This window comes from Cupriavidus sp. FW216-B1 (assembly GCF_058789195.1).
The window spans coordinates 1,400,884-1,422,756 of record NZ_JBYTEL010000001.1 but is presented as its reverse complement, the minus strand read 5'-3'; the positions used below and the strand labels follow the sequence as shown (position 1 = coordinate 1,422,756).

19 protein-coding genes are annotated in these 21,873 nt (G+C 68.7%); 16 read left to right on the top strand and 3 right to left on the bottom strand.

Annotation, left to right across the window (positions count from 1 at the left end):
- Nucleotides 1–142: 142 nt before the first annotated feature.
- Nucleotides 143–1,060 carry a LysR family transcriptional regulator gene (locus tag AC3WXD_RS06200; protein ID WP_492323275.1) on the top strand — a complete coding sequence of 306 codons (918 nt, stop codon included), beginning with the start codon at nucleotides 143–145 and terminating at the stop codon, nucleotides 1,058–1,060.
- Nucleotides 1,061–1,424: 364 nt separating this feature from the next.
- On the opposite strand, the gene AC3WXD_RS06195 is transcribed toward AC3WXD_RS06200, so the two are convergent.
- Nucleotides 1,425–1,937: an acyl-CoA thioesterase gene (locus tag AC3WXD_RS06195; RefSeq protein WP_492323274.1), complete on the bottom strand. Its 513-nt coding sequence runs from the start codon at nucleotides 1,935–1,937 to the stop codon at nucleotides 1,425–1,427.
- Between the two features lie 300 nt (nucleotides 1,938–2,237).
- Between AC3WXD_RS06195 and AC3WXD_RS06190 the strand changes: the two genes are divergently transcribed.
- The 13 genes from AC3WXD_RS06190 (at nucleotide 2,238) to AC3WXD_RS06130 (ending at nucleotide 16,212) form a co-directional block, all read left to right on the top strand.
- A complete protein-coding gene (locus AC3WXD_RS06190; RefSeq protein ID WP_197090367.1) occupies nucleotides 2,238–3,470 on the top strand; it encodes an ABC transporter substrate-binding protein in 1,233 nt (410 codons plus the stop codon).
- Nucleotides 3,471–3,521: 51 nt separating this feature from the next.
- Nucleotides 3,522–4,469 carry an NAD(P)-dependent oxidoreductase gene (locus tag AC3WXD_RS06185; protein WP_020203734.1) on the top strand — a complete coding sequence of 316 codons (948 nt, stop codon included), beginning with the start codon at nucleotides 3,522–3,524 and terminating at the stop codon, nucleotides 4,467–4,469.
- Nucleotides 4,466–5,299, top strand: a complete 834-nt coding sequence (locus AC3WXD_RS06180; protein ID WP_082079592.1) for an ABC transporter ATP-binding protein — start codon at nucleotides 4,466–4,468, stop codon at nucleotides 5,297–5,299. Before AC3WXD_RS06185 ends, AC3WXD_RS06180 begins: the two co-directional genes overlap by 4 nt.
- On the top strand, nucleotides 5,286–5,996 hold the full coding sequence (locus tag AC3WXD_RS06175; RefSeq protein WP_020203736.1) for an ABC transporter ATP-binding protein: 711 nt from the start codon (nucleotides 5,286–5,288) through the stop codon (nucleotides 5,994–5,996). The genes AC3WXD_RS06180 and AC3WXD_RS06175 overlap by 14 nt, the downstream gene beginning before the upstream one ends.
- Before the next feature lie 33 nt (nucleotides 5,997–6,029).
- Nucleotides 6,030–6,911, top strand: coding sequence for a branched-chain amino acid ABC transporter permease (locus AC3WXD_RS06170; RefSeq protein ID WP_020203737.1), 882 nt, complete (start codon nucleotides 6,030–6,032; stop codon nucleotides 6,909–6,911).
- On the top strand, nucleotides 6,908–7,957 hold the full coding sequence (locus AC3WXD_RS06165) for a branched-chain amino acid ABC transporter permease (protein ID WP_020203738.1): 1,050 nt from the start codon (nucleotides 6,908–6,910) through the stop codon (nucleotides 7,955–7,957). Before AC3WXD_RS06170 ends, AC3WXD_RS06165 begins: the two co-directional genes overlap by 4 nt.
- A gap of 2 nt (nucleotides 7,958–7,959) precedes the next feature.
- Nucleotides 7,960–9,462 carry an aldehyde dehydrogenase family protein gene (locus AC3WXD_RS06160; RefSeq protein ID WP_231586506.1) on the top strand — a complete coding sequence of 501 codons (1,503 nt, stop codon included), beginning with the start codon at nucleotides 7,960–7,962 and terminating at the stop codon, nucleotides 9,460–9,462.
- A 210-nt stretch (nucleotides 9,463–9,672) separates the two neighbouring features.
- Complete coding sequence (locus AC3WXD_RS06155; RefSeq protein ID WP_020203740.1) at nucleotides 9,673–10,326, top strand: GntR family transcriptional regulator; 654 nt, start codon at nucleotides 9,673–9,675, stop codon at nucleotides 10,324–10,326.
- A 113-nt stretch (nucleotides 10,327–10,439) separates the two neighbouring features.
- Nucleotides 10,440–11,636, top strand: a complete 1,197-nt coding sequence (locus AC3WXD_RS06150; RefSeq protein WP_029043762.1) for a CaiB/BaiF CoA transferase family protein — start codon at nucleotides 10,440–10,442, stop codon at nucleotides 11,634–11,636.
- Between the two features lie 13 nt (nucleotides 11,637–11,649).
- Nucleotides 11,650–12,432 carry an enoyl-CoA hydratase gene (locus tag AC3WXD_RS06145; RefSeq protein WP_020203742.1) on the top strand — a complete coding sequence of 261 codons (783 nt, stop codon included), beginning with the start codon at nucleotides 11,650–11,652 and terminating at the stop codon, nucleotides 12,430–12,432.
- Between the two features lie 146 nt (nucleotides 12,433–12,578).
- Complete coding sequence (locus AC3WXD_RS06140; protein WP_492323273.1) at nucleotides 12,579–13,379, top strand: shikimate dehydrogenase family protein; 801 nt, start codon at nucleotides 12,579–12,581, stop codon at nucleotides 13,377–13,379.
- Nucleotides 13,376–15,010, top strand: coding sequence for a GMC family oxidoreductase (locus tag AC3WXD_RS06135; protein WP_492323272.1), 1,635 nt, complete (start codon nucleotides 13,376–13,378; stop codon nucleotides 15,008–15,010). Before AC3WXD_RS06140 ends, AC3WXD_RS06135 begins: the two co-directional genes overlap by 4 nt.
- Entirely contained in the window at nucleotides 15,007–16,212 is a 1,206-nt protein-coding gene (locus AC3WXD_RS06130; RefSeq protein WP_492323271.1) for an iron-containing alcohol dehydrogenase, read from the top strand. Before AC3WXD_RS06135 ends, AC3WXD_RS06130 begins: the two co-directional genes overlap by 4 nt.
- Before the next feature lie 206 nt (nucleotides 16,213–16,418).
- Here the strand turns inward: AC3WXD_RS06130 and AC3WXD_RS06125 are convergent, their stop codons facing one another.
- Both AC3WXD_RS06125 and AC3WXD_RS06120 read right to left on the bottom strand, forming a co-directional pair.
- The gene (locus AC3WXD_RS06125) at nucleotides 16,419–17,750 is read right to left on the bottom strand and encodes a GGDEF domain-containing protein (protein ID WP_454733549.1); all 1,332 of its coding nucleotides are present in this window, start codon (nucleotides 17,748–17,750) and stop codon (nucleotides 16,419–16,421) included.
- Between the two features lie 84 nt (nucleotides 17,751–17,834).
- Nucleotides 17,835–18,521, bottom strand: coding sequence for a substrate-binding periplasmic protein (locus tag AC3WXD_RS06120; RefSeq protein ID WP_492323270.1), 687 nt, complete (start codon nucleotides 18,519–18,521; stop codon nucleotides 17,835–17,837).
- 655 nt (nucleotides 18,522–19,176) lie between these two features.
- On the opposite strand from AC3WXD_RS06120, the gene AC3WXD_RS06115 reads away from it, so the two are divergent.
- Nucleotides 19,177–21,093: a type IV pili methyl-accepting chemotaxis transducer N-terminal domain-containing protein gene (locus AC3WXD_RS06115; RefSeq protein ID WP_492323269.1), complete on the top strand. Its 1,917-nt coding sequence runs from the start codon at nucleotides 19,177–19,179 to the stop codon at nucleotides 21,091–21,093.
- Nucleotides 21,094–21,107: 14 nt separating this feature from the next.
- Nucleotides 21,108–21,809, top strand: a complete 702-nt coding sequence (locus AC3WXD_RS06110) for a response regulator (RefSeq protein WP_492323268.1) — start codon at nucleotides 21,108–21,110, stop codon at nucleotides 21,807–21,809.
- The last annotated feature ends 64 nt before the right edge of the window (nucleotides 21,810–21,873 follow it).

Here is a 21,873-nt window from a genome sequence, read left to right as displayed (position 1 = left end):
CGGATGCAGTGTGGAAAGAGTGCTGCCGCCTGTCCGTCAGGCAGGGGAGGCAACCTCTCTGTGCAATGGAGTATGTGCACTGCCTTTTCATTCATCCAATTTATTTATTGGATTCCAGATATTTTCCTGACAATATATCTGGATGCGCTACGACCTGAATCTCCTACCCGTATTCCTGACGCTCATGGAGGAGCGAAGCGTCACGCGTGCGGCCGAGCGGCTGGGGATGACGCAACCGGCGCTGTCCAATGCCCTGGCGAGACTGCGGGATTTGTTGCAGGACCCCCTGTTCATTCGCGAACGGTACGGCATGCAGCCAACGGAGAAAGCCGAAGCGCTGGCGCCCGGCATCGCCGCCGCGATCGGCCAGCTCGACGAGCTGGTACTGGGCCAGCAGGGCTTCGACCCGAAGCAGGCGGAGCGTCTGTTCATACTGGCGCCGAGCAGCTACGTCGAGTTCGTGCTGCTGCCTGGAATCGTCACGCGGTTGAGCGAGCGGGCACCGGGAATTCGGCTGCGGCTGGTGCCGTTTGGCACGGACCTGGCCGAGACCGGCGTGGGTTCCGGCGCTACCGCGATGGTGCTGGGCCGCATTGTCGACCCGCCTGACAACCTCGTGGTGCAGCCCCTGATGGAAGACGGCATTGCCTGCGTGGTGCGCGCCGACCATCCGCATGTACACAAGCGAATGTCCAGGCAACAGTACGAGCAGCTCAAGCACGTCAATGTGCTGCCACCCGGCCGCCTGCGCGCGGGTCTGTTCCAGACGCTTCAGCGCCAGGGCCTTCGCCGTGAGGTAGCGATATCCGTCACGCACTTCATGGCGGTTCCGGAACTTGTTGCCGCGACAGACTATTGCGCGACGCTACCTGCGCTGATCTGTCGCCATCTCGCAAGCGATGCCCGGCTGAAGATACTGGCCGCGCCAGTGGACCTGGGGGCATTCCCGGTGGATATGGCGTGGCATGTCCGCTACCGCCATGATGCTGCGCACCAGTGGTTGCGTGAACTGGTCACCGAAGTCGCTCGTGAAATCATGCTTCGCAAAGCGGCAAAGTGAGGCGCGAGGTCATCGCCGGTTGTCCGTAGCTTTCCGCGAAGCGGCGGGTGACGTGAAGCTTCTCGAGCAGCCGGGCAATCTTGGTCATGATGGTCTCCAGAGCGTATCGGGAAGGCGGCGGACCGGCGACCGGGCTTTGATCGCATCGGCGCGCGCTGCCTCCACAACGGCAGTGTGGTTCATGACAATGAGCGGAAAATGAGCGGGATGCCCTGCGGCCGGCGGGTTGCTTGCGGCCCCGGGGATCTTGCCGGCGTGGCGCGACGCGGCTCCCGATGTGCTTTTTTCCACATCGGCGCGTCAAGCCGCATCCTGCCGGGAATGCGCGGACGCGCTCTCGCCCGGCGGATGCGCATACGCGGCCTCAGCGCCGCGTCGTGCCGTCGAGTTTTTCCATGTAGGCAATCAGTGCCGGCGGCACCGGCAGACGTTCCCGGGTGGTGTTGCGATACCAGACCACGATGGTATGCGCGGTCGCGGCCAGGCCATCGTGCCACACCGCGTAGTCCATCCGCAGGCTCGTTCGGCCGACCCACGGGGTGCGGCAGGTCACGAGCACTTCGTCGCCAAGCGAGATGGGCTGCTCGTAGGTGCAGGTCGTCTCGCGGATGACCGGCCCGGGCGTGTCCGGCCCGGTCAGGGGATAGCCGGCGGCTTCCAGGTAGCGGTTGCGGGTTTCCTCGAACCAGACGAAGTGCGTGCGGTTGCTGACGTGCTGGTAGGCATCGGTTTCGCTCCATCGCGCGCGGAAGGTGATCCCGAACGACCATTCGCCCTCGACGCCGAAGCGCGCGCGCAGCGCTTCGCTCACGGCGTTGGACGCCAGCGCGGGCGCCTGCGTTGCCGGTGCCGCGTCGGCCCCGTTTTCATTTGCCATCGATCCTGCCTCCTGGTTGTGCTGCCGATGTCGGTTCCAGCGCCCCGGCCGTCCGCCGGCGCCGGAATTTTGCGGCGGTGCAGCTACGGGAATATCCCTAAGGCGCTTTTCTGAATTCAGATAGATTCTATAAATATACGGAGGTGACGTGTAAAAAGACTTGGCGATGACCAACCACACACGTCGCAGCGCCGGCCGATTGAGGGCGGAACTCTCAACACAACAACTAGGAGACAGCGAATGATCTATGGTCGGAGCCCTTGTCGAAGCCCTTCGGGCCGTCGCCTCATGTTCTGCGCGGTGGCGTCCGCGCTCATTGCCTGGTCGGCCGCGGCGCGCGCGGCCGACGCGGGCATCTCCGACTCCGAGATCGTGTTCGGGGTCTCCGTGGCGCAGTCCGGCCCCAATGCCGCCTACGGCGCCATCGGCGTGGGGGTCAAGGGCTGCTTCGATTACCTCAACGCCGAGCAGGGCGGCGTCAAGGTCGGCGACGGCAAGACGCGCAAGATCAAGATCGAGACGCTCGACGACGCCATGGAGCCGGCCCGCGCGCTGCAGAACGCGCGCCGCTTCGTGGAGCAGTCGAAGGTCTTCGCCGTGATCGGCAACAACGGCACCGGCGCCAACCTCGGAACGCGCTCGTACTACAACGCCGAGAAGATACCGCAGGCCTTCATCGGCTCGGGCGGCCCGATGTTCGGCGCGAGGGCGGAGGTCGAGAAGTTCCCCTGGACCATGCTCGGCTATCTCTCGTACAACACCGAGGCGGCCATGTACGCGGAGTTCATCAAGCAGAAGTGGCCGAACGCCAAGATCGCGCTGATCAACGACGACAGCGGCGGCCCCTTCTTCGCCGACACCTTCGTCAAGACCGCCAAGGCGCTCGGCCTGAACATCGTGGCCCACGAGGAGCACAGCTACAGCGAGCCGACGATCAATGCGAAGATCAGCCGCCTGAAGGAGTCGGGGGCCGACGTCTTCGTCGAGGCGACTACGCCGAAGTTCGTCGTGCAGGCCATCAAGCAGACCGCCGCCATCAACTGGAAGCCGGTGCACATCGTCTGGAACGTGGGCGCCAGCATCGGCGGCACGCTGGTGCCCGCCGGCGCCGACATCTCCAAGGGCATCTACAGCGGCCTCTACATCAAGGACGCGACCAACCCGGCGTTCGCGAACGACGAGGACATGAAGACCTACCTCACCAAGCTCAAGCAGTACGCGCCGGGCGCGAACGTGGCGGACCAGAACGCGACGATGGGCTGGTACGACTGCATGGCCACGAAGGCCGTGCTGGAGCGGATGAAGACGCCGACGCGCGACGCCTTCATGGCGTCCATCCGCAGCCTGGACAACGTCAAGGTGCCGATCCTGCTCGAAGGCATCAGGCTGAACACCAAGGGGACGGCCGACGGCTACCCGATCGAGTCCGTGCAGATCGCCCAGTTCGACGGCGTGAAGTTCGTGCCGGTCGGCGGCGTTCTCAACTACGAGGGCCGCACGCCCGCGTGGGAACCGCGCGCCAAGTCGAACTGATCCCAACCCCAAGACAGCACAGCACAGCGCAGCACAGAGGAGCGATTTGAAATGACACAAGTGAAAGAACACGCGTTCGCCACGGTCGGCTTCATCGGTCTCGGCACGATGGGCCACCGCATGGTCCGGCATCTCAAGGGCTCGGCCACGCTGCTGGTCAGCGACGCCAACGCGGCCGCGGCCGCGGCGGCGGCCGAAGCGGTCGGCGGCAGGGTGGCGACGGTGGCCGACATGGCCGCGGCGGATGCGGTGATCCTGATGCTGCCCACCAGCCAGGTGGTCGACGCCGTCCTGCGCGGCGAGGGCGGCAAGGGCCTGTTCGACGCGCTCAAGCCGGGCGCCCTGATCATCGACATGAGCTCGTCGGCGCCGACCAACTCGGTCGCGAACGCCGAAGAGGCGAAGCGCCGCGGCCTGCGCTTCATCGACGCGCCGGTCTCGGGCGGCGCCATCGGCGCGGAGAAGGGCACGCTCGCGATCATGGTGGGTGGCGACGCCGCCGACTACGAAGCGGCCCGCCCGCTGCTGCTGAAGATGGGGCCGAACGTGTTCCACGTCGGCAGGGTCGGCGCCGGCCACGCGGTCAAGGCGCTGAACAACCTGATGTCGGCCACCGCGCTCGCGGTCAACAGCGAGGCCTTCGCGGTCGGCGAGAAGTTCGGGCTGGACCCGGCGACCATGCTCAAGGTCGTCAACGCCTCGAGCGGCCAGAACTGGGTGTCCATGACGCACTGGCAGCCCCAGATCGTCGACCGCAAGTTCGCCTGCGGCTTCACCATGCAGCTGCTCGAGAAGGACGTGCGCGTGGCGATGTCGCTCTACGACGCGATGGGCGCGAAGGGCACGGTCTCGCGCAGCGTGGCGGCCTCGTGCGCGCAGTCGCTGCGCGCGGCCGCGCCGGGTGCCGACATGTCGGTCATGGCGCAGCAGGCGCAGCAGGAGCTCGGGCTGGGCAGCGCGCCCCGGCAGCCGAAGCCGGGCGAGGCCGTCCGGGCATGAGCGCCGTGTTGATGGCGCTGCCGCCGGAGACCGTCGAGGCGTTGCCGGCGACGGCTTCGCCGAAGCTCGCGATCGACAAGCTGTCGCTGCGGTTCGGCGGCATCGTCGCGATCAACGAGCTGACGTTCGAGGTTCGCCGGAACGTGATCTGCGGCCTGATCGGTCCGAACGGCGCGGGCAAGACCAGCCTGTTCAACTGCGTCAGCCGCCTCTACAACCCGTCGTCGGGGCGCATCCTGTTCGACGGCGAGGACATCACGGGGCTGAAGTCCAAGGACATGGCCAGGCGGGGCATCGCCCGCACGTTCCAGAACCTCGCGCTGATCAACAGCCTGACGGTGCTTGAAAACGTCATGCTGGGCGGCTACCACCACGGCCGCACCCGCCTGTTCATGGCGCCGTGCGTGCCGGTGTCGCGGCGCGCCGAGGAGATCGCCTTGCGGCGCGACGCCATGCTGCTGCTGGAACGGCTGGGGCTGGACCATCTTCACGACGAGCGCGTCGACAGCCTGCCTTATCCGACGCTCAAGCGCATCGAGCTGGCGCGCGCGCTGGCCGCCAACCCGTCGTTCCTGATGCTCGACGAGCCCGCGGGCGGGCTCTCGCATTCCGAGGTGGACGAGCTCGCGCAGACCCTGCTGCGCGTGCGGCAGGACTTCGACGTGACCATCCTGCTGGTCGAGCACCACATGGGCATGGTGATGAACATCTCCGACGACATCGTGGTGCTCGATTTCGGCAACAAGATCGCCGAGGGCAAGCCGCAGGCCGTGAAGTCCGACCCTCGCGTGATCGAGGCCTACCTGGGGAAGAAGCGTGGACGTTCTTGAGATCAAGGGCCTGGCCGCGGGCTACGGCAGGACGGCGGTGCTGCACGGGGTCGACCTGGCGGTGCCCGAGGGCAGCATCGTGGTGCTGCTCGGCGCCAACGGCGCCGGCAAGACCACCACGCTCAAGTCGATCAGCGGCATGATCAAGCGCGAAGGCCAGGTGCTGCTCGACGGCAAGCCGCTCAAGGGCATGGGGCCGGACCGCATCGCGCGCATGGGCGTCGCGCACGCGATGGAGGGGCGCGGGACGTTCGCCGACCTGACCGTGGAGGACAACCTGCAGGTCGGCGCCTACCGCCGCAAGGACAAGGGCGGCATCGACGCCGACATCGAGCAGATGTATACGCTCTTCCCGCGCCTGCGCGAGCGCCACAAGCAGAAGGCGGGCAGCCTGTCCGGCGGCGAGCAGCAGATGCTGGCGGTGAGCCGGGCGCTGATGCTCAAGCCGCGCGTGATGCTGCTCGACGAGCCGTCGCTGGGCCTCGCGCCGGTCATCATCGACCACCTGTTCGCCGCGCTGCAGACGGTCAACCGGACGCTCGGCACCTCGATGCTGATCGTCGAGCAGAATGCCAATCTCGCGCTCGAGATCGCGCATCGCGCCTACGTCCTCGAGATCGGCCGGGTGGTGCTGTCGGGCAGCGCGGCGGAGGTCGCCGCCAACGACAGCATCCGTGCCGCCTACCTGGGTCACTGAGACACTAACGAGACGCCAACGAGAGGGACACACATGCAGTATTTCCTCCAGCAGATCATCAACGGCATCGGCGACGGGGCGATCTACGCGTCGCTGGGCCTCGCGCTGGTGCTGATCTATCGCACCACCAACATCGCCAATTTCGCGCAGGGCGAGATGGCCACGGTATCGGCCTACGTCGCCTGGCAGTGCGTGGCCTGGGGCCTGCCCCTGGGCTGGGCGATCGTGGTGGCGATCGTCGTCTCGCTGTTCGTGGGCATGGCTACCTACCTGATCTTCGTGCGGCCGGTGCAGAACAAGGACGAGCTCACCATCATCATCGTCACGCTGGGCCTCTTCCTCGCGTTCAACAGCCTCAGCGGCGCGACCTGGGGCTTCATGCAGATGCCGCTCGACTCGCCTTTCCCCGAGAAGTATTTCTCGATCGGCTCGTTCCGCGTCAGTGTCGAGCTGCTCGGCACGGTCGCCGTGCTGGTGGCGATCTCCGTGGGCATGTTCCTGCTGTTCCAGAAGACGCGGCTGGGCATGGCGCTGCGCGCCGCCGCCTCCAACGGCTCCTCGGCCAAGCTCGTCGGGATTCCCTTCACCGCGATGATGGCCATCGGCTGGGGCCTCGCGGCCGTGCTGGGCGCGGTCTCGGGATTGCTGGTCGCGCCGCGCGTCACGATCGACCCGAACATGATGGGCTCGATCATCATCTATGCGTTCGCGGCGGCCGTGGTCGGCGGCCTCACGAGCTATCGCGGCGCCGTGGTCGGCGGCGCCGTGGTCGGCATCTCCCAGTCGCTGTCCATGGCCTACCTGCCGTGGCTGGGCGCCGACCTGCAGATCCTCCTGCCGCTGCTGCTGATCGTGGCGGTTCTGATCGTCAAGCCCGAAGGTCTCTTCGGCAGTACCGTGATGGTGCGCGTATGAACAAGGTGAGCATTCTCCCCGCGCCGGCCGTGGCCGGCCCCCGGCCCGTGCGCAGGACGTCGACCCTCGGCTGGCTCGCGTTCGCGGCGCTGCTGTTCCTGGTGCCGCTGGTCTTCCCCGGCTACCGCACGTTCCAGTTCACCGGCGTGCTCACCTATGCGATCGCGGCGCTGGGCCTGAACCTGATCACCGGCTACGTGGGCCAGGTCTCGCTGGGCCACAACATGTTTTTCGCGCTGGGCGCGTACACGGCCATCCTCACGCATACGCTGCTGGGCGTGAACCCGCCGCTTTCCGTGTGCATCGCCGCGCTCGTCTGCTTCGGCGCCGGCTATCTCGCGGGATTCCCGGCCAAGCGCCTGCGCGGCCTGTACCTGGCGCTCATCACGCTGATCCTCGCGGTGTCGGTCGTGCCGCTGGTCAAGCATTTCAAGTCGTACACCGGCGGGGCCGCCGGCCTGACCTTCGACAAGCCGGACCCGCCCGCATGGTTCACGCTGGGCCAGGACGCGTGGCTCTACTACTTCGTGCTGCTGTTCGCCATCGTGGTCTTCTGGGCGGTGCGCAACTTCGTCGCCGGCAGCACCGGGCGGGCGCTCGCCGGCATCCGCGGGGGCGAGCTGGCGGCCTCGTCGATGGGCGTGGACGTGAACCACCTCAAGGTCGTCGTGTTCGGCACGGGATCGATGCTCGGCGGCGTCGGCGGCGCGCTCGCGGCCTACACGATCGGCTTCATCGGCCCCGATTCGTTCACCCTCATGCTGTCGATCGGCTTCCTGGCGTCGATCGTCGTGGGCGGCCTGGGCACCATCAGCGGCGCGGTGGTGGCGGGCCTGTTCCTGCAGTTCGTGCCGTCCTATGCGTCGGACATCAGCCAGGCGCTCGCCGGCGCGGTGTACGGCGGCATCCTGATCGTCTGCATGTTCCTGATGCCGCGCGGCATCACCGGCTCGCTGATCAAGCTGCTCGATGCGCGGCGCGAGGCCAGCAAGCATCCATCAACCCAGGGCGTCCCGTCCTCCAGCCGCCCCAATCCACAGGAGTGATCGTGTCCAACGAATTTCATGGTCTGCAAAGCCAGGCCGAACCCTCGGTCCGGCTTGGCCCCGTCATGCAACTGCTCAACGGCGAGTGGGTGGGCAGCGCCGACGGCCGCGCGCTGCCGGTCGAGTGTCCCGCCAACAAGCGCGTCATCGCCGAGATCCCGCGCGCCGGGGCGGAAGACGTCGAGCGCGCGGTGCAGGCCGCCGAGCGCGCGTTCACCGCATGGAAGAAGGTGACGCCGTCGCAGCGCGGCCGCGCGATGCAGAAGATCGCCGACGCGCTCGAAGCGCAGCTGGAGGACTTCGCGCGGATCATCGCGCACGAGACCGGCAACGCGCTGCGCACGCAGGCACGGCCCGAGGCGCAGCTGTGCGTCGACGCCTTCCGCTATTTCGGCGGCCTGGCCAGCGAGCTCAAGGGCGAGATGCTGCCGCTCGGCGACGACATCCTCAGCTACACGCGCCGCGAGCCGCTCGGGATCGTCGGCGCGATCGTGCCGTGGAACGCGCCCGCGGTGCTGTGCTCGATCAAGATCGCGCCGGCGCTGGTGGCCGGCAACACGATGGTGCTCAAGCTCGCGGAGGATGCGCCCTTCGCGGGCCTGTTCCTCGCGGAGATCTGCCAGCGCTTCCTCCCGCCGGGCGTGCTCAACGTCGTCACCGGGCTCGGCGCGGAGTGCGGCGCGGCGCTGGCGTCGCATCCGCGCATCCACAAGATGTCCTTCACCGGCTCCACCGGGGTCGGCAAGAGCATCATGGCCGCGGCGGCGGAGCGCATCGGCCCGGTCTCGCTGGAGCTGGGCGGCAAGAGCCCGACCATCGTGTGCGACGACGCGGACGAAGAGTGGGTCGTGCAGAACGTGGGCACGGCCATGCGCTTCACGCGCCAGAGCCAGTCGTGCACCGCCGGTTCGCGCCTGTTCCTCCACGAGTCCATCTACGATTCGTTCCTGGAGAAGCTGGTCAAGCTCATGAACAGCTACAAGATCGGCAACCCGCTGGACGAGGCGACCGACATGGGCAGCCTCATCAGCAGCAAGCAGTACGGGCGCGTGTGCAGCTACATCGAGGAAGGGCTGAAGAACCCGGACGTCAAGCTGCTGACCGGCGGCCTGCCGCCGACCTCCGGCCCGCTGGCCGAAGGGTACTTCACCGTGCCGACGCTGTTCGGCGGCAGCTCGAATGCGTGGCGCCTGGCCAAGGAGGAGATCTTCGGGCCGGTGCTCGTCGTGATTCCCTGGAAGGACGACGCGCAGGTGCTGAAGATGGCCAACGACAGCCATTACGGGCTGGCCGGCTACGTGTTCTCGAACAACACGGCGCGCGCGATCCGCATGGCCCATGAGATAGACTCGGGCTGGGTGCAGGTCAACCAGGGCAAGGGCCAGCTGTTCGGCCAGCCCTACGGCGGCTTCAAGCAGAGCGGCCAGGGCAAGGAGCAGTCGCTGTCTTCCCTGACCGAAGGCTTCTCGCGGCTCAAGACCGTGACGGTCAACCTGACGATCTGACCCGGCTGCTTCCCGACGACTTCGAGCGATTTTTTCCGACCCATCCACAGTGAGAGACACTCCAGAGCTTTTCCACCCCGCGCACCCATGCCCCGCGTTCCGAGCGCACGCGAGGGCCTGGCGTGCCGGCGACCGGCAGGCATGCCGCTTCGGTTCCCGCGCCCTTGAGCGCCTGCGCTTCGCGGGAACCCTCCGATACAGGCAAGTGCCATGACGACGAGCGACCAGATCTACAGAGCGGTCGAGTCGCAGATCAGCCAGCGCATGCTGTTGCCCGGCGATTCGATCGACGAGGAGAGCCTGATGACGCAGTTCGGCGTCTCCCGCACCCCCGTGCGCGAGGCGCTGGTGCGGCTCAAGTCCGAAGGTCTCGTCAGCAGCATTTCCCGCGGCGGCTCGATCGTCTCGAAGATGGACGTGCAGCAACTGGTCTCCGTCTGGGAGCTGCTGTCCGACCTGGAAGGGCTCTGCGCGGGTTATGCGTGCGAGCGCATGACGCGGCCGGAGCGGCAAGCCCTGATGGACGCCCATCTCGCCGGCGAAGCCGCCGCCGAGGCCGACGACCAGGTCGGATGGCAGCAGGCCAACATGGCGTTCCACGAGGTGCTCTATGCCGGCTCGCGCAATACGTTCCTGCGCCAGGAGATCCTGCGCATGCGCACCCGCACGGTCGCCTACCGCTCCCATTCGTTCGGCGCGGTGGGGGACGCCATGCACGCGCACCTCGAGCATGGCCAGATCGCGAAAGCGATCCAGGAGCGCGATGGCGAGACGGCGGTGCGCCTCATGAGGGCGCATCTGCGTCCCGAGGGCGCGACGTTGATCAACCTGCTGCAATCGCTACCGAAGGACATGCTGCGCTGAGATCCTTCTTCACCACCTCTTGAGTTTCGCGAGCCTTGAACGGCCTGCCAGGCTCGCTTGTGCCCATTTGCATGAATGGGCTTTGCGCGAACATAAATACATCTGGAGTACGAATGTCCCGCATCTGCGCATCCTCGGCCCTTCAGGGCATCAAGGTACTTGACCTCTCCCGGGTTCGCGCCGGTCCCACGTGCGTGCGGATGCTGGCCGATTTCGGTGCCGACGTGGTTCGCATCGAGCCGCCGGCCGGCGTCGATCCGAACGAAGACATATTCGCTGTCAACCGCCTCGGCGGGGACTTCCAGAACCTCAACCGCAACAAGCGGTCGATGACGCTGAACCTCAAGAAGCCCGAGGGCCTCGCCATCCTCAAGCGCATGGTCAGGACCGCCGACGTCGTCGTGGAGAACTGGCGGCCGGACGTGAAGACGCGCCTCGGCGTCGACTACGCATCCCTGCGCGCCATCAACCCGCGCATCATCCTGGCGAGCATCTCGGGATTCGGGCAGGACGGGCCGTACGCGGCGCGGCCGGGCTTCGACCAGATCGTGCAGGGCATGGGCGGGCTCATGTCGGTGACGGGCTATCCCGAGACCGGGCCGCTGCGCGCCGGCATCGCCGTCGCCGATTCGAGCACGGGTCTCTACACCGCCATCGGCATCCTCATCGCGCTGCGCGAGCGCGACCAGTCCGGCGAGGGGCAATGGGTGCAGGCGTCGCTGCTGCACTCGCAGATCGCGATGATGGACTTCCAGGTCGCGCGCTTCCTGAACGAGGGCGACATCCCGCGGCCCGCGGGCAACGACCATCCGACGAGCGCGCCGATGGGCGTGTTCAACGCGGCCGACGGGCTGCTCAACCTGGGCGCCGCCGGGCAGGGGACGTGGATGCGGCTGTGCAAGGTCATCGGGCACCCCGAATGGATCGCCGACGCCGAATTCGCCACCGAGCCCCTGCGCGTGAAGCACCGCGCGCGCCTGAACAGCCGGCTCAACGAAGTCTTCGGCGCGCATGGCGTGCAGCACTGGGTCGCGCTGCTGAACGACGCGGGCGTGCCGGCCGGCCCGGTCTACGACGTGCCGGAGATGCTCGAGGACGAGCAGGTGCAGCATCTCGCCGTGGTGGTCGATACGCGCACCGGCAAGGGCGAGCCGATCAAGGTGATCAGCCAGCCGGTGACGCTGTCGCGCACGCCGGCTACCATCGTGGCCGCGGCACCCGCCTGGGGCGAGCATACCGCCGAGATTCTCGCGGAATGCGATTTCGACGCTGCGGAGATCGCCGGTCTCCGCGAACAACTGGTTATCTGAGGAAGAACGAGCCATGCCTGAACTGATCGTGAAGCGCGAGGCGGCCATCGGCCGCATCGTGTTCTCCAATCCGAGCAAGTACAACGCGATGTCGCGGGACATGTGGCTTGCCCTGCCGGAAGCGCTAGACGCGCTCGACGCCGACCCCGAGATCCGGCTGATCGTGCTGGAGGGCGACGGCGACAGCGCGTTCGTCTCCGGCGCCGACATCTCGCAGTTCGGCGCGTCGCAGGCGGACCCCGCGGTGCAGGCGGCCTACAACGCGGCCGTGGAGCAGGCCTACCTCGCGCCGGTGAAATGCAGCAAGCCGGTCGTCGCCAGGATCCGCGGCATCTGCATGGGCGGCGGCCTCGGCCTTGCCGCCGCGTGCGACCTGCGCTTCTGCCGCGACGACGCGCGCTTTCGCATGCCGGCCGGACGCATGGGCCTGGGCTACAGCGTGGTGGGCGTGCGCCGGTTCATGACCGTGGTCGGCGTGGCCAATACCTTCGACATGTTCTTCTCCGCGCGCGTCTTCGGCGCGCAGGAGGCGCTGCGCATGGGCTTCGTGAGCCAGGTGGCGCCGCGCGAGACGTTCGATGCGATGTTCGACGAATGGTGCGCCGCCGTGGTCGAGAACGCGCCGCTTACGCTGCGGGCGCTCAAGCGGACGGTCAACGAGCTCATCCACGATCCCGGCGATCGCGACGTCGCCGCGGCCGAGGCCGCCATCGCGGCCTGCTTCGCGAGCGCCGACTACCGGGAGGGCGCGGCCGCCTTCATGGAGAAGCGCAAGCCGCGGTTCCAGGGCGCCTGAGGGCGCTGGCCGCGCGGGCGCGCTCCGACATGCCGGGCGCGTGAGACGGGACCTGTCTTGCGCGAGGCGCGGCGGACGGCCGATGCTCCCGGGCGTCGCCGTGCGCATTCCCAATCTCCCAATCTGCCATTCCACCCCGAGACAAGATGAACGAGATCACCGGCACCACGCGTCTGATGGCCACCATCGGCGATCCCATCCAGCAGGTCCTCGCGCCGCAGGAGATCAACCGCCTGATGGCCGCGCGCGGCATCGACGCGGCCCTGGTGCCCATGCAGGTGCCCGTCGCGGGCCTGGCAAAGGTGGCCGACGGCCTGCGGCAGATGTCGAACCTCGAAGGGTTCATCGTCACGGTGCCGCACAAGAACGCGTTCGTCGCCTTGTGCGACGAACTCACGCCGGAGGCCGCCCGCGTGGGCGCGGTCAACATCGTCAGGCGCCTGCCCGACGGGCGGCTGCGGGGCGGGATCCTGGACGGCCTGGGCTTCGTCGGCGGACTGCGCGGCAACGACCTCGATCCCGCCGGGATGCGCGTCTACGTGGCGGGCGCCGGCGGCGCGTCGACGGCCATCACGTACGCGCTCGGCGACGCCGGCGCCGCCGCGATCACGATCGCCAACCGCGACGCGGCCAAGGCGCAGGCGCTGGCCGCGCGCCTGCGCGTGGCGTTTCCGGCCATCGCCATCGCGGTCGGCACGCGCGACCCGTCGGGACATGACCTGGTGATCAACTGCACGTCGCTCGGCATGCGGCCCGATGACGCGCTGCCGCTCGACGCCGAACGGCTGACCGCGGACCAGGTGGTGGCCGAAGTCATCATGAAGCCGGCCGAGACGGCGCTGCTCGCGGCCGCCCGCAAGCGGGGCTGCCGCATCCACCATGGCAAGCCCATGCTCGTGAGCCAGATCGAGATGATGGCGGACTTCATGCTGCAGGCGGCCCCATGAGCGAAGGCGCGCTTGCCCGCGAGGAGGGCTGGGACTACGTCATCGTCGGCGGCGGCACGGCAGGCTGCATCCTGGCAAACCGCCTGAGCGCCTCCGGCCGCCATCGCGTGCTCATGCTCGAGGCCGGCGGCGAGCCCGCGAGCCGCTGGATCGGCATTCCGGCGGGCTTCAGCAAGCTCCTCGTCGACCAGCAGTACAACTGGCGCTTCCAGACCGAGGCGGAGCCGGGCACCCGCAACCGGGTGATCTCGGTGCCGCGCGGCAAGGGCCTGGGCGGTTCCTCGCTGATCAACGGCATGATCTACGTGCGCGGCCAGAGCGCCGACTACGATGCGTGGGCGGCCGGCGGCGCGCACGGCTGGGGCTGGCGCGACGTGGAGCCCTATTTCCGCAAGATCGAGAACTATCCGCGGGGCGGCCCGGCGCGCGGGCACGACGGTCCGATGAAGCTCGCGCAGGTGCGCGAGCGCTACCCGATCGCGCAGGCGTTCATCGATGCCGCCCGCGAGGACGGCTGGGCCTACAACGAAGACTACAACGGCGAGACCCAGGAAGGCGTCGGCTACTACCAAGTCGTGCAATCGGCGGGCCGGCGCTGGAGCGCCTACGAAGGGTATCTGCGGCCGGCGCTCGACCGGCCCAACCTGCGGGTGGTGACGGACGCCCTCGTCACCAGGATCGAAATCGAGGGCGCGCGCTGCACCGGCGTGACGTGGCGGCGCGGCGGCGTGGAGACCACCACGCGCGCCGCGCGCGAGGTCATCCTCTGCGCCGGCGCGATCCAGTCGCCGCAGCTCCTGGAGCTGTCCGGCGTCGGCCAGCCCGCGCTGCTGCAACGGATGGGAATTCCGGTCAGGCACGCGTTGCCGGGCGTCGGCGAGAACTACGTCGATCACTTCGCCACGCGCATGAACTGGCGCGTGCGCAACACGGTCACGCTGAACGAGATGTCGCGCGGATGGCGCCTCGGGCTGGCCGTGGCGGAATACTTCACGCGCAGGACCGGCATCCTGACGCTCGGAACGGGCCTGGTGAACGGCTTCGTGAAATCGCGTCCGGACGTGGCCACGCCCGACGCCCAGTATTTCTTCGTGCACGCGAGCTACGCCGATGCGTCCAAGCGCATCCTCGACCGCGCGCCCGGCATGACCATCGGCGTGACGCAGCTTCGGCCCGAATCGGTCGGCAGCATTCACGTGAAGTCGCTCGATCCGCTCGCGTCGCCGTCGATCCGCCCCAACTTCCTCGACGCGCAGGTCGACCGCGACTGCATGGTCGGCGCCATGAAGGTCGCGCGCCGGATCGTGTCGCGAAGCGCCATGCGGCCGTATGTCGTGCAGGAACTCAGCCCGGGAGACGCGTGCGCCAGCGACGAGGCCTGGCTCGACTTCGCGCGCGACAACGGCCAGACCATCTACCACCCGCTCGGCACTTGCCGCATGGGGAACGACGCCGCCGCCGTGGTCGATTTGCGCCTGTCGGTGCGAGGGCTGGCGGGCCTGCGCGTCGTCGATGCGTCCGTCATGCCGAAGATGGTCTCCGGGAATATCCAGGGCGCCGTGATGATGGTCGCGGAGAAGGGCGCGGATCTCATCCTGGCCGACGCCGGCCAGCGGCGGGAAACTATATGACCCCGCAACCGCCGCCGGTGACGGCGCAAGAGCAGGACGACGATCTCGGGCGTGTCCCCTTCGTCTATCAGAATGCCCTGCCCGGGCGCGTGGTCTTCGCGATGCCGGCGGGGCGCGCGGTGCTGGCCGAGGCGGAGCGCTGCGGCGCCGGGCGGGTCCTGGTCGCATCGGGCCGGTCCCTCGCGCGCATGGCCGGCGGGCCGCTGCAGCAGGTCGAGCGCGAGCTCGGGAAACGGCACGTCGGCACCATCGCGACCATGCGCGGGCACACCCCGCGCGAGGATGTGCTGGAGATCGCGGAAGCGATGCGGCGCGCACGCGCCGACCTGCTCGTCGCGGTGGGCGGCGGCTCCGTCATCGACGGCTGCAAGGCCGCCCTGATGTGCCAATGGATGGACGTGCGCGATGTCGCCGCCGTGGATGCCCTGCTCGATGCAACCGCCATCTCGCCGCCAGCCAGTCCCGTGCGCATGGTCTCGGTGTCGACCACGCTGTCGGGCGCCGAATTCACCGCCGTGGCCGGCGTGACCGAACTGGCCACCAAGGCCAAGCAGATCTTCAGGCATGAACTCCTGGTGGCGCGAACGGCGATCCTGGACCCCGCCGCCACGCGCATGACGCCCATCGATCTCCTCCTGTCGACAGGTATGCGCTCGGTCGATCACGCCGTGGAGGCATTCTGTTCCCCGAGCGCGAATCCCGTGACGGACCTCCATGCCTTGCAGGGATGGCGCCTGCTCCACGACGGGCTGCGCGCGATCAGGAGCCATCCCGACCGCGGCGGCCCGCGGGCGCGGTCGCAGCTCGGCATGTGGCAGGCGATCTCGGCCTTGTCCACCGGCGCCGGATCGGGCGCCAGCCACGGCATCGGCTACGCGATCGGCGCCACGTTCGACGTGGCGCATGGCCACACCTCATGCGCGATGCTGCCCGCGGTGCTGCGCTGGAACGCCAGCGTCAACGCGGCACGCCAGCAGCAACTGTCCGCCGCCGTGGGACGCCCGGACGTCCCGGCGGCCGTGCTGATCGCGGAGCTGGTCGCATCCCTCGGATTGCCCGGCAGGCTGCGGGACCTGGGCATCGGCCGCGGCGACTTGCGGGAGATCGCGCGCCGGTCGCTCGGTTACGCGCCGGTGCTGGCCAATCCGCGTCCGATCGCGCGGGAGGCGGACGTGCTGGAGATTCTTGAGCTGGCGCTGTAGCCGGGCGCGGAGAAGACGACAAAAAACGACGTCTTTTCCCGGTTTGATATTCCGATGCGCTTGATACCCAGCGAGGGAGAAGTCCGGCGCATATTGTGACGACGGGAAGCACATGTCCGCCGACGGGCAGAAGGCGGTGGAGGCGAAGCTCCGCCAACTGATGGAGGTCAGGATGGCCCTCCAGCGGGAGAAGGAGGGCCATCCGGCTAGTGCCCGCGCGGCGCTTCGCCGGGCGTCGCCGGCGGGTCGTCGCCCGCGTACTCCACCCGGTTCCGCCCGCGCCGCTTGCTGCGGTACAGCGCTTCGTCGGCGCGCGAGATCAGGCCGTGGATGGTGTCCCCGTCCTGCACGCAGGCCACGCCCAGGCTGGCGGTCATGCGCCCCGTCACGGAGAAGTCGCGCTCCGACAGCGCGTGGCGCAGCGCCTGGGCGAACAGCACGGCGTCGCGCAGGCCGGTGCCGGCGCAGATCAGCAGGAATTCCTCGCCGCCCCAGCGGCCGAGGGTATCGGTGGCCCGCTTGGTTTCGAGGATGCGGCCGGCCATCTCGACCAGCACCTGGTCGCCGGCCTGGTGGCCGTGGGTGTCGTTGACGGACTTGAAACGGTCCACGTCGATCAGGATGATCGAAAACGGGCTGCCGTCGCCGCGCGCGCATGCCAGCGCGCTGCCGAGCGTTTCGTTGAGGTGGCGGCGGTTGAACACGCCGGTCAGCTGGTCGGTCTTGGAGAGCACTTCGAGCTGGCGGTTTTTCTCGACCAGCTCGGCCTGGGTGGCCTGGATCTGCGCGAAGGCGTGGTGGCTGGACTGGATGGCGGCGCGCGCGCGCCGCTCGGCTTCCGTGCGCTGGGCGATGATGAGCTTGAGCCGGCGCAGCACGAGGTTGAAGCCGTCGATGACGCTGTCGAACTCGGTGCGGCCGAGCTGGTCGAGTTCGTCGAGATGGTCGCCGTGGCTGGAGGCGAGCTCGAACAGGGCGCCGCGCAGGTGTTCGAGCGGGCCGAAGACCATCCGCAGGCCGAAGGTCAGCAGCAGCACCAGCGCCACGTCGATGGCGGCGACCTCGGTCACGCCCTGGGCCATCGCCGCGTGCAGGGTCTGGTGCATGTTGTCGCGGGTGAAGCGGATCACGGCGTGGCCGATGGCCTGCTTGCGGCGTTCCGGATCGATGTCGTCGGGCGGGTAGATCGTGACGTTGGCGAGCACGTCGTGCCCGTTGTCCGTGGCGCAGGGTAGCGTGCCTGATGCTGCGGCGCGGCCGGGGACGGCGGCGCGGTGGACTTCCGCGTAGACCTCCTGGCGGTCGGGCGAGAACACGCAGGCTTCGGTGACTTCGGGGTGTATCAGCGTGGATTCGAGGCCGGTGCGCAGGATGCCCACGTTGAGCGCCCAGGTCGGCGCCGCCAGGCTTTGCCGGAGCCCTTCCAGCACTTCCGCGCGCGTGCGCTCGAAACGCTGCTCGAGGTCCTGCCGCAGCAGCCACTGGCGGTGCACGGCGAACGCGCCCAGCGTTGTCGTGGTGGCAACGATGAACAGCACGATCATCCTGTTCCGGATCGACCGAACCGGTGGCAGCAGTGGCATGTAACGCGCGATCTCGGGTAAATCGGGGAGCCGGCTATTCTATTCGTCCGCGGCCTTGTCGAACAACTGGCGGAACCTGGCCAGCTCCGGGTGCGACTCTTCGTATTTCTTGCTGAAGCCGATATGGACGGTCTCGCCCTTGATGGTCATGACACGCCGGGACTTGTAGCGCATGCGCTCCGGAATGCCCTGGGCCTCGAGCGTGACCAGCGCCTCGTTGATGACGACGCTGGGGTTGACCACGCAGTCTATCTCCTGCACCAGCATCTTCTTGACGAGATCGTGGAATTCATGCCCCTCGACGAGCTCGATCCTGCCCTCGCCGACGAACTGGAAAAAGCGCTTGCCGGGCGCGAGATAACCGCGCTGGTTGCCGAATTTCAGGCCGGCGAAGTCGTCGGGATAGGTGTTGAACGTGCGGCCCTCGACCGAATCGCGGTTGCAGTGCACCGCGACGTCTTCGGTGTAGAACGGCCTGGAGTGGTTCAGGAACGGCCGCTCCCTGGGGCGATAGTACACGCCGATCACGCCGGCGCTGTTGCCGTTCCTGGCTTCTTCGACGCAGCGCGCCCACGACGCGAACCGGATCTGCACCTTGTATTCGGGAAGCCGCCTGAGCACGCGGTTCAGGTTCTCGATATAGGCCCCCTTGGGCATGCCGTTTTCTTCGTAGGACTGGGGCCGCTGGCCGGCCTCGGAGTACAGCACGATGGCGGTCTGCGCCACGGCGGAAGTGGCTCCCCACAACGCGCAGGCGGCGAGGATGAGCCGGCAAGGGCGGAAGACATGCATGGCGGCGGGTGCAGGTGAGGAGACAAAGGCCCGGTTCCCGCGCGGCCCGCGCGGTGACCCGCGAGCCGTGGCAGTGTGAGCCCCTGCGACCATAACGGCAATCCGGCGCAATAATTTAGAAGTCGTTTCAAAAAGATCCTGGCGTCGTTGCGCGGCACGGCAAGTACTGGTTGTACTGTCTGCGGCCGCGCGCCTAGCCAGGACCGCTTCGCTTCATTTTGAAACAACTTCTAGGGCCATTGGAGGGAACCGTCAGGCGCGTGGCTGGCCGGCGTCGGGCGGCGCCCCGGCCGGGGCGCCTGATGCGCCGCTTGCCGCGCGCGGGCGGCACGGCCGGCGCCGCCCGCGCCTCCCGCGAGATAAGTCGGGTCCCGGCACGTGGCCTTGCATATACTCTTTTCGATCAGGAAACATGCCTGCCGCCCCGGGCGGCGCCTCGCGCAAGCTGTGACGATGCGCGCGCGCCCGGGTGCCGCTTCGTTGGCATGGCCGCCGCGCTCCCCCACGGCCGCGGCGGGAGATCCTGCCATGCAGCGTGCCGCCTGCCCGTCCCCCGGCAGCAGAGCCACGCGCAACCTGGAGTCTCGCGATGGACCGGCCGAGATGGAGTCTGCTGACCAAACTGCTGGCGATCGGCGCCGTGGCGCTGGTGCTTGCGCTGACGTCGATCGGCCTGACGCTCTGGGTCACGTGGCAGATCGAGGGCGGCGCGGCGGCGGTCAACGAAGCGGGGCGCATGCGCATGCAGGGCTACCGGATCGCGCTGGCGGTGGAGCGCGGCATGCCGGCCGCCGCCCTGGCCTCCCAGCTGCGCCAGCCCGAGCAGAGCCTGGAGCTGCTGGCCAGCGGCGATCCGTCGCGCCCGCTGGTGGTGCCGTGGAATGCCCAGACGCGCGCGCAGTTCGCCAGCGTGCGCAAGATCTGGGCGCCGCTGCGCGCGCGCTGGCTCGGCGGCGCGCCGGTCCCGATGGCGGACATCGACCGCTTCGCGGATGCCGTCGATGCGCTGGTGTCCGACATCGAGTCGCAGTTGTCGCGCTGGACGGCGCGGCTGCACATGTTCCAGCTGGCGATGGTGGCCTTGTCCATCGCCAGCGCGGTGATGCTGTTCTATGCCAGCTACCTGATCGTGGTCGAGCCGCTGATGCGGCTGCGGCGTGGCCTGCAGCGCGTCGAGGCGGCCGATCTCGGCGTGCGCGTGGCGGTGACGTCCCGGGACGAGTTCGGCGAGCTGGCGGAGGGCTTCAACCACATGGCGGCCAACCTGGAGGCGCTGTACGGCGACCTGGAGCGGCGCGTCGGCGAGAAGACCGCGCGGCTCGAGCGCGAGCGCATGCGGCTGGCGGCCATGTACGAGATGAGCCGGCAGATGGCGCAGGCGGCGACGCTCGACGAGCTCGGCCAGGGGTTCGCGCGCCGCCTGCGCACCATCGCCCATGCCGACGCGGTGGCGATCCGCTGGTCCGACGCGGCCAATCAGCGCTACCTGCTGCTGGCCGGCGACTGCCTGCCGCGCGACCTGCTCGAGCAGGAGCGCTGCCTGCACGCGGGCGCCTGCCATTGCGGGCAGGACGGCGCCACCGCGCAACTGCGGGTCATCGCCGTGGGGGCGCGGCCTGACGATGCGTCGATCCGCTGCGCGCGCGCCGGCTACCGGACCCTGGTGTCGCTGCCGGTGAAGCTGCAGCAGCGGGTGCTGGGCGAGATCGACCTGTTCTTCATCGAGGAGACCGTGCTGACGGCGGAGGACCATTCCCTGCTCGAAGCGCTCGCCGCCCATCTCGCCAGCGCGATGGAGGGGCTGCGCGCGGGCGCGCTCGAGAAGGAGGCCGCGGTGGCCGAGGAGCGGGGGCTGCTGGCGCAGGAGCTGCACGATTCGATCGCCCAGTCGCTGGTCTTCCTGCGCATCCAGGTGGAGCTGATGCGCGGCGCGCTGGGCCGCGGCGACGCGGCGGCGTCCGACCGGGTGCTCGGCGAGATCGAGACCGGCGTGCGCGAGACCTACGGCGACGTGCGCGAGCTGCTGGTGCATTTCCGCACGCGCACCAACCACGAGGACATCGAGCCCGCGCTGCGCACCACGCTGCAGAAGTTCGAGCACCAGACCGGCCTGCGCACGCACCTGCGCGTCGAGGGGCGCGACGTGGCCCTGATGCCGGACGTGCAGGTCCAGGTGCTGCACGTGATCCAGGAGGCGTTGTCCAACATCCGCAAGCACGCGCGCGCCACCCAGGTCTGGGTGGCGGTGCGGCAGGCCGAGGCGTGGCGCTTCGAGGTGCGCGACGACGGCTGCGGCTTCGACGCCGCGCGCCCGCCGGATGCCTCGCGGCTGCACGTGGGCCTGCGCATCATGCACGAGCGCGCGCAGCGCATCGGCGCCACCGTGACGCTGGACTCCGACAGCGGCCGGGGCACGCGCGTGATGCTGACGCTGCCGCGCCGGCTGGCGCCGCGCGAGGCGCCGTCCCGGCCCGCGCGCGTGGCCGAGGCCGCGCCGGGCCACTGAGAGAGGAGACACCGATGCCCGCCACCGGTCCGGTCCGCCTGCTGGTCGTCGACGACCATACCCTGTTCCGCCGCGGGCTGATCGCGCTGCTGGCGCAGGAGCCGGCGCTGCGCGTGGTCGGCGAGGCCGGCGACGCCGGCGAGGCCCAGCACCGCGCCCAGGCGCTGCAGCCGGACGTGATCCTGCTCGACAACCACCTGCCCGGCGTGACGGGGATCGACGCGCTGCCCGGGCTGCGCGAGGCCGCGCCGCGGGCGCGCGTGCTGATGCTGACGGTCAGCGAGGACGAGCGCGACCTCGGCGCGGCGCTCAAGGCGGGCGCCGACGGCTACGTGCTCAAGAACATCGAGGGCGCCGCGCTGGTGGCGGCCATCCACCAGACCTGGCGGGGTCAGTCGGCCATCAGCCCGGAGATGACGGTCAAGCTGGCCGCCGCGTTCCAGGCCGTGCACGCCGGCCCGGCCGGCGCCGCGCCCGCGGGCCGGCCCGAGGATCCCGCCGGCGATCCGCGCGCCGGCCTGCTGGCCGCGCTGTCGCCGCGCGAGCTGGACATCCTGCGCCGCATCGCCTGCGGCGCCAGCAACAAGGCCATCGCGCGCCAGCTGGACATCGCCGAGACGACGGTGAAGATCCACGTCCAGCACATCCTGCGCAAGCTCAACCTGAGTTCGCGGGTGCAGGCGGCGGTCTTCCTGGCCGGGCACGACAGCGCCTGATGCTGCCCCGGCCATAGTTCTTTCGAACTATGGCCGGGGCCCCGCGCGCGCCGCATCCCTACTC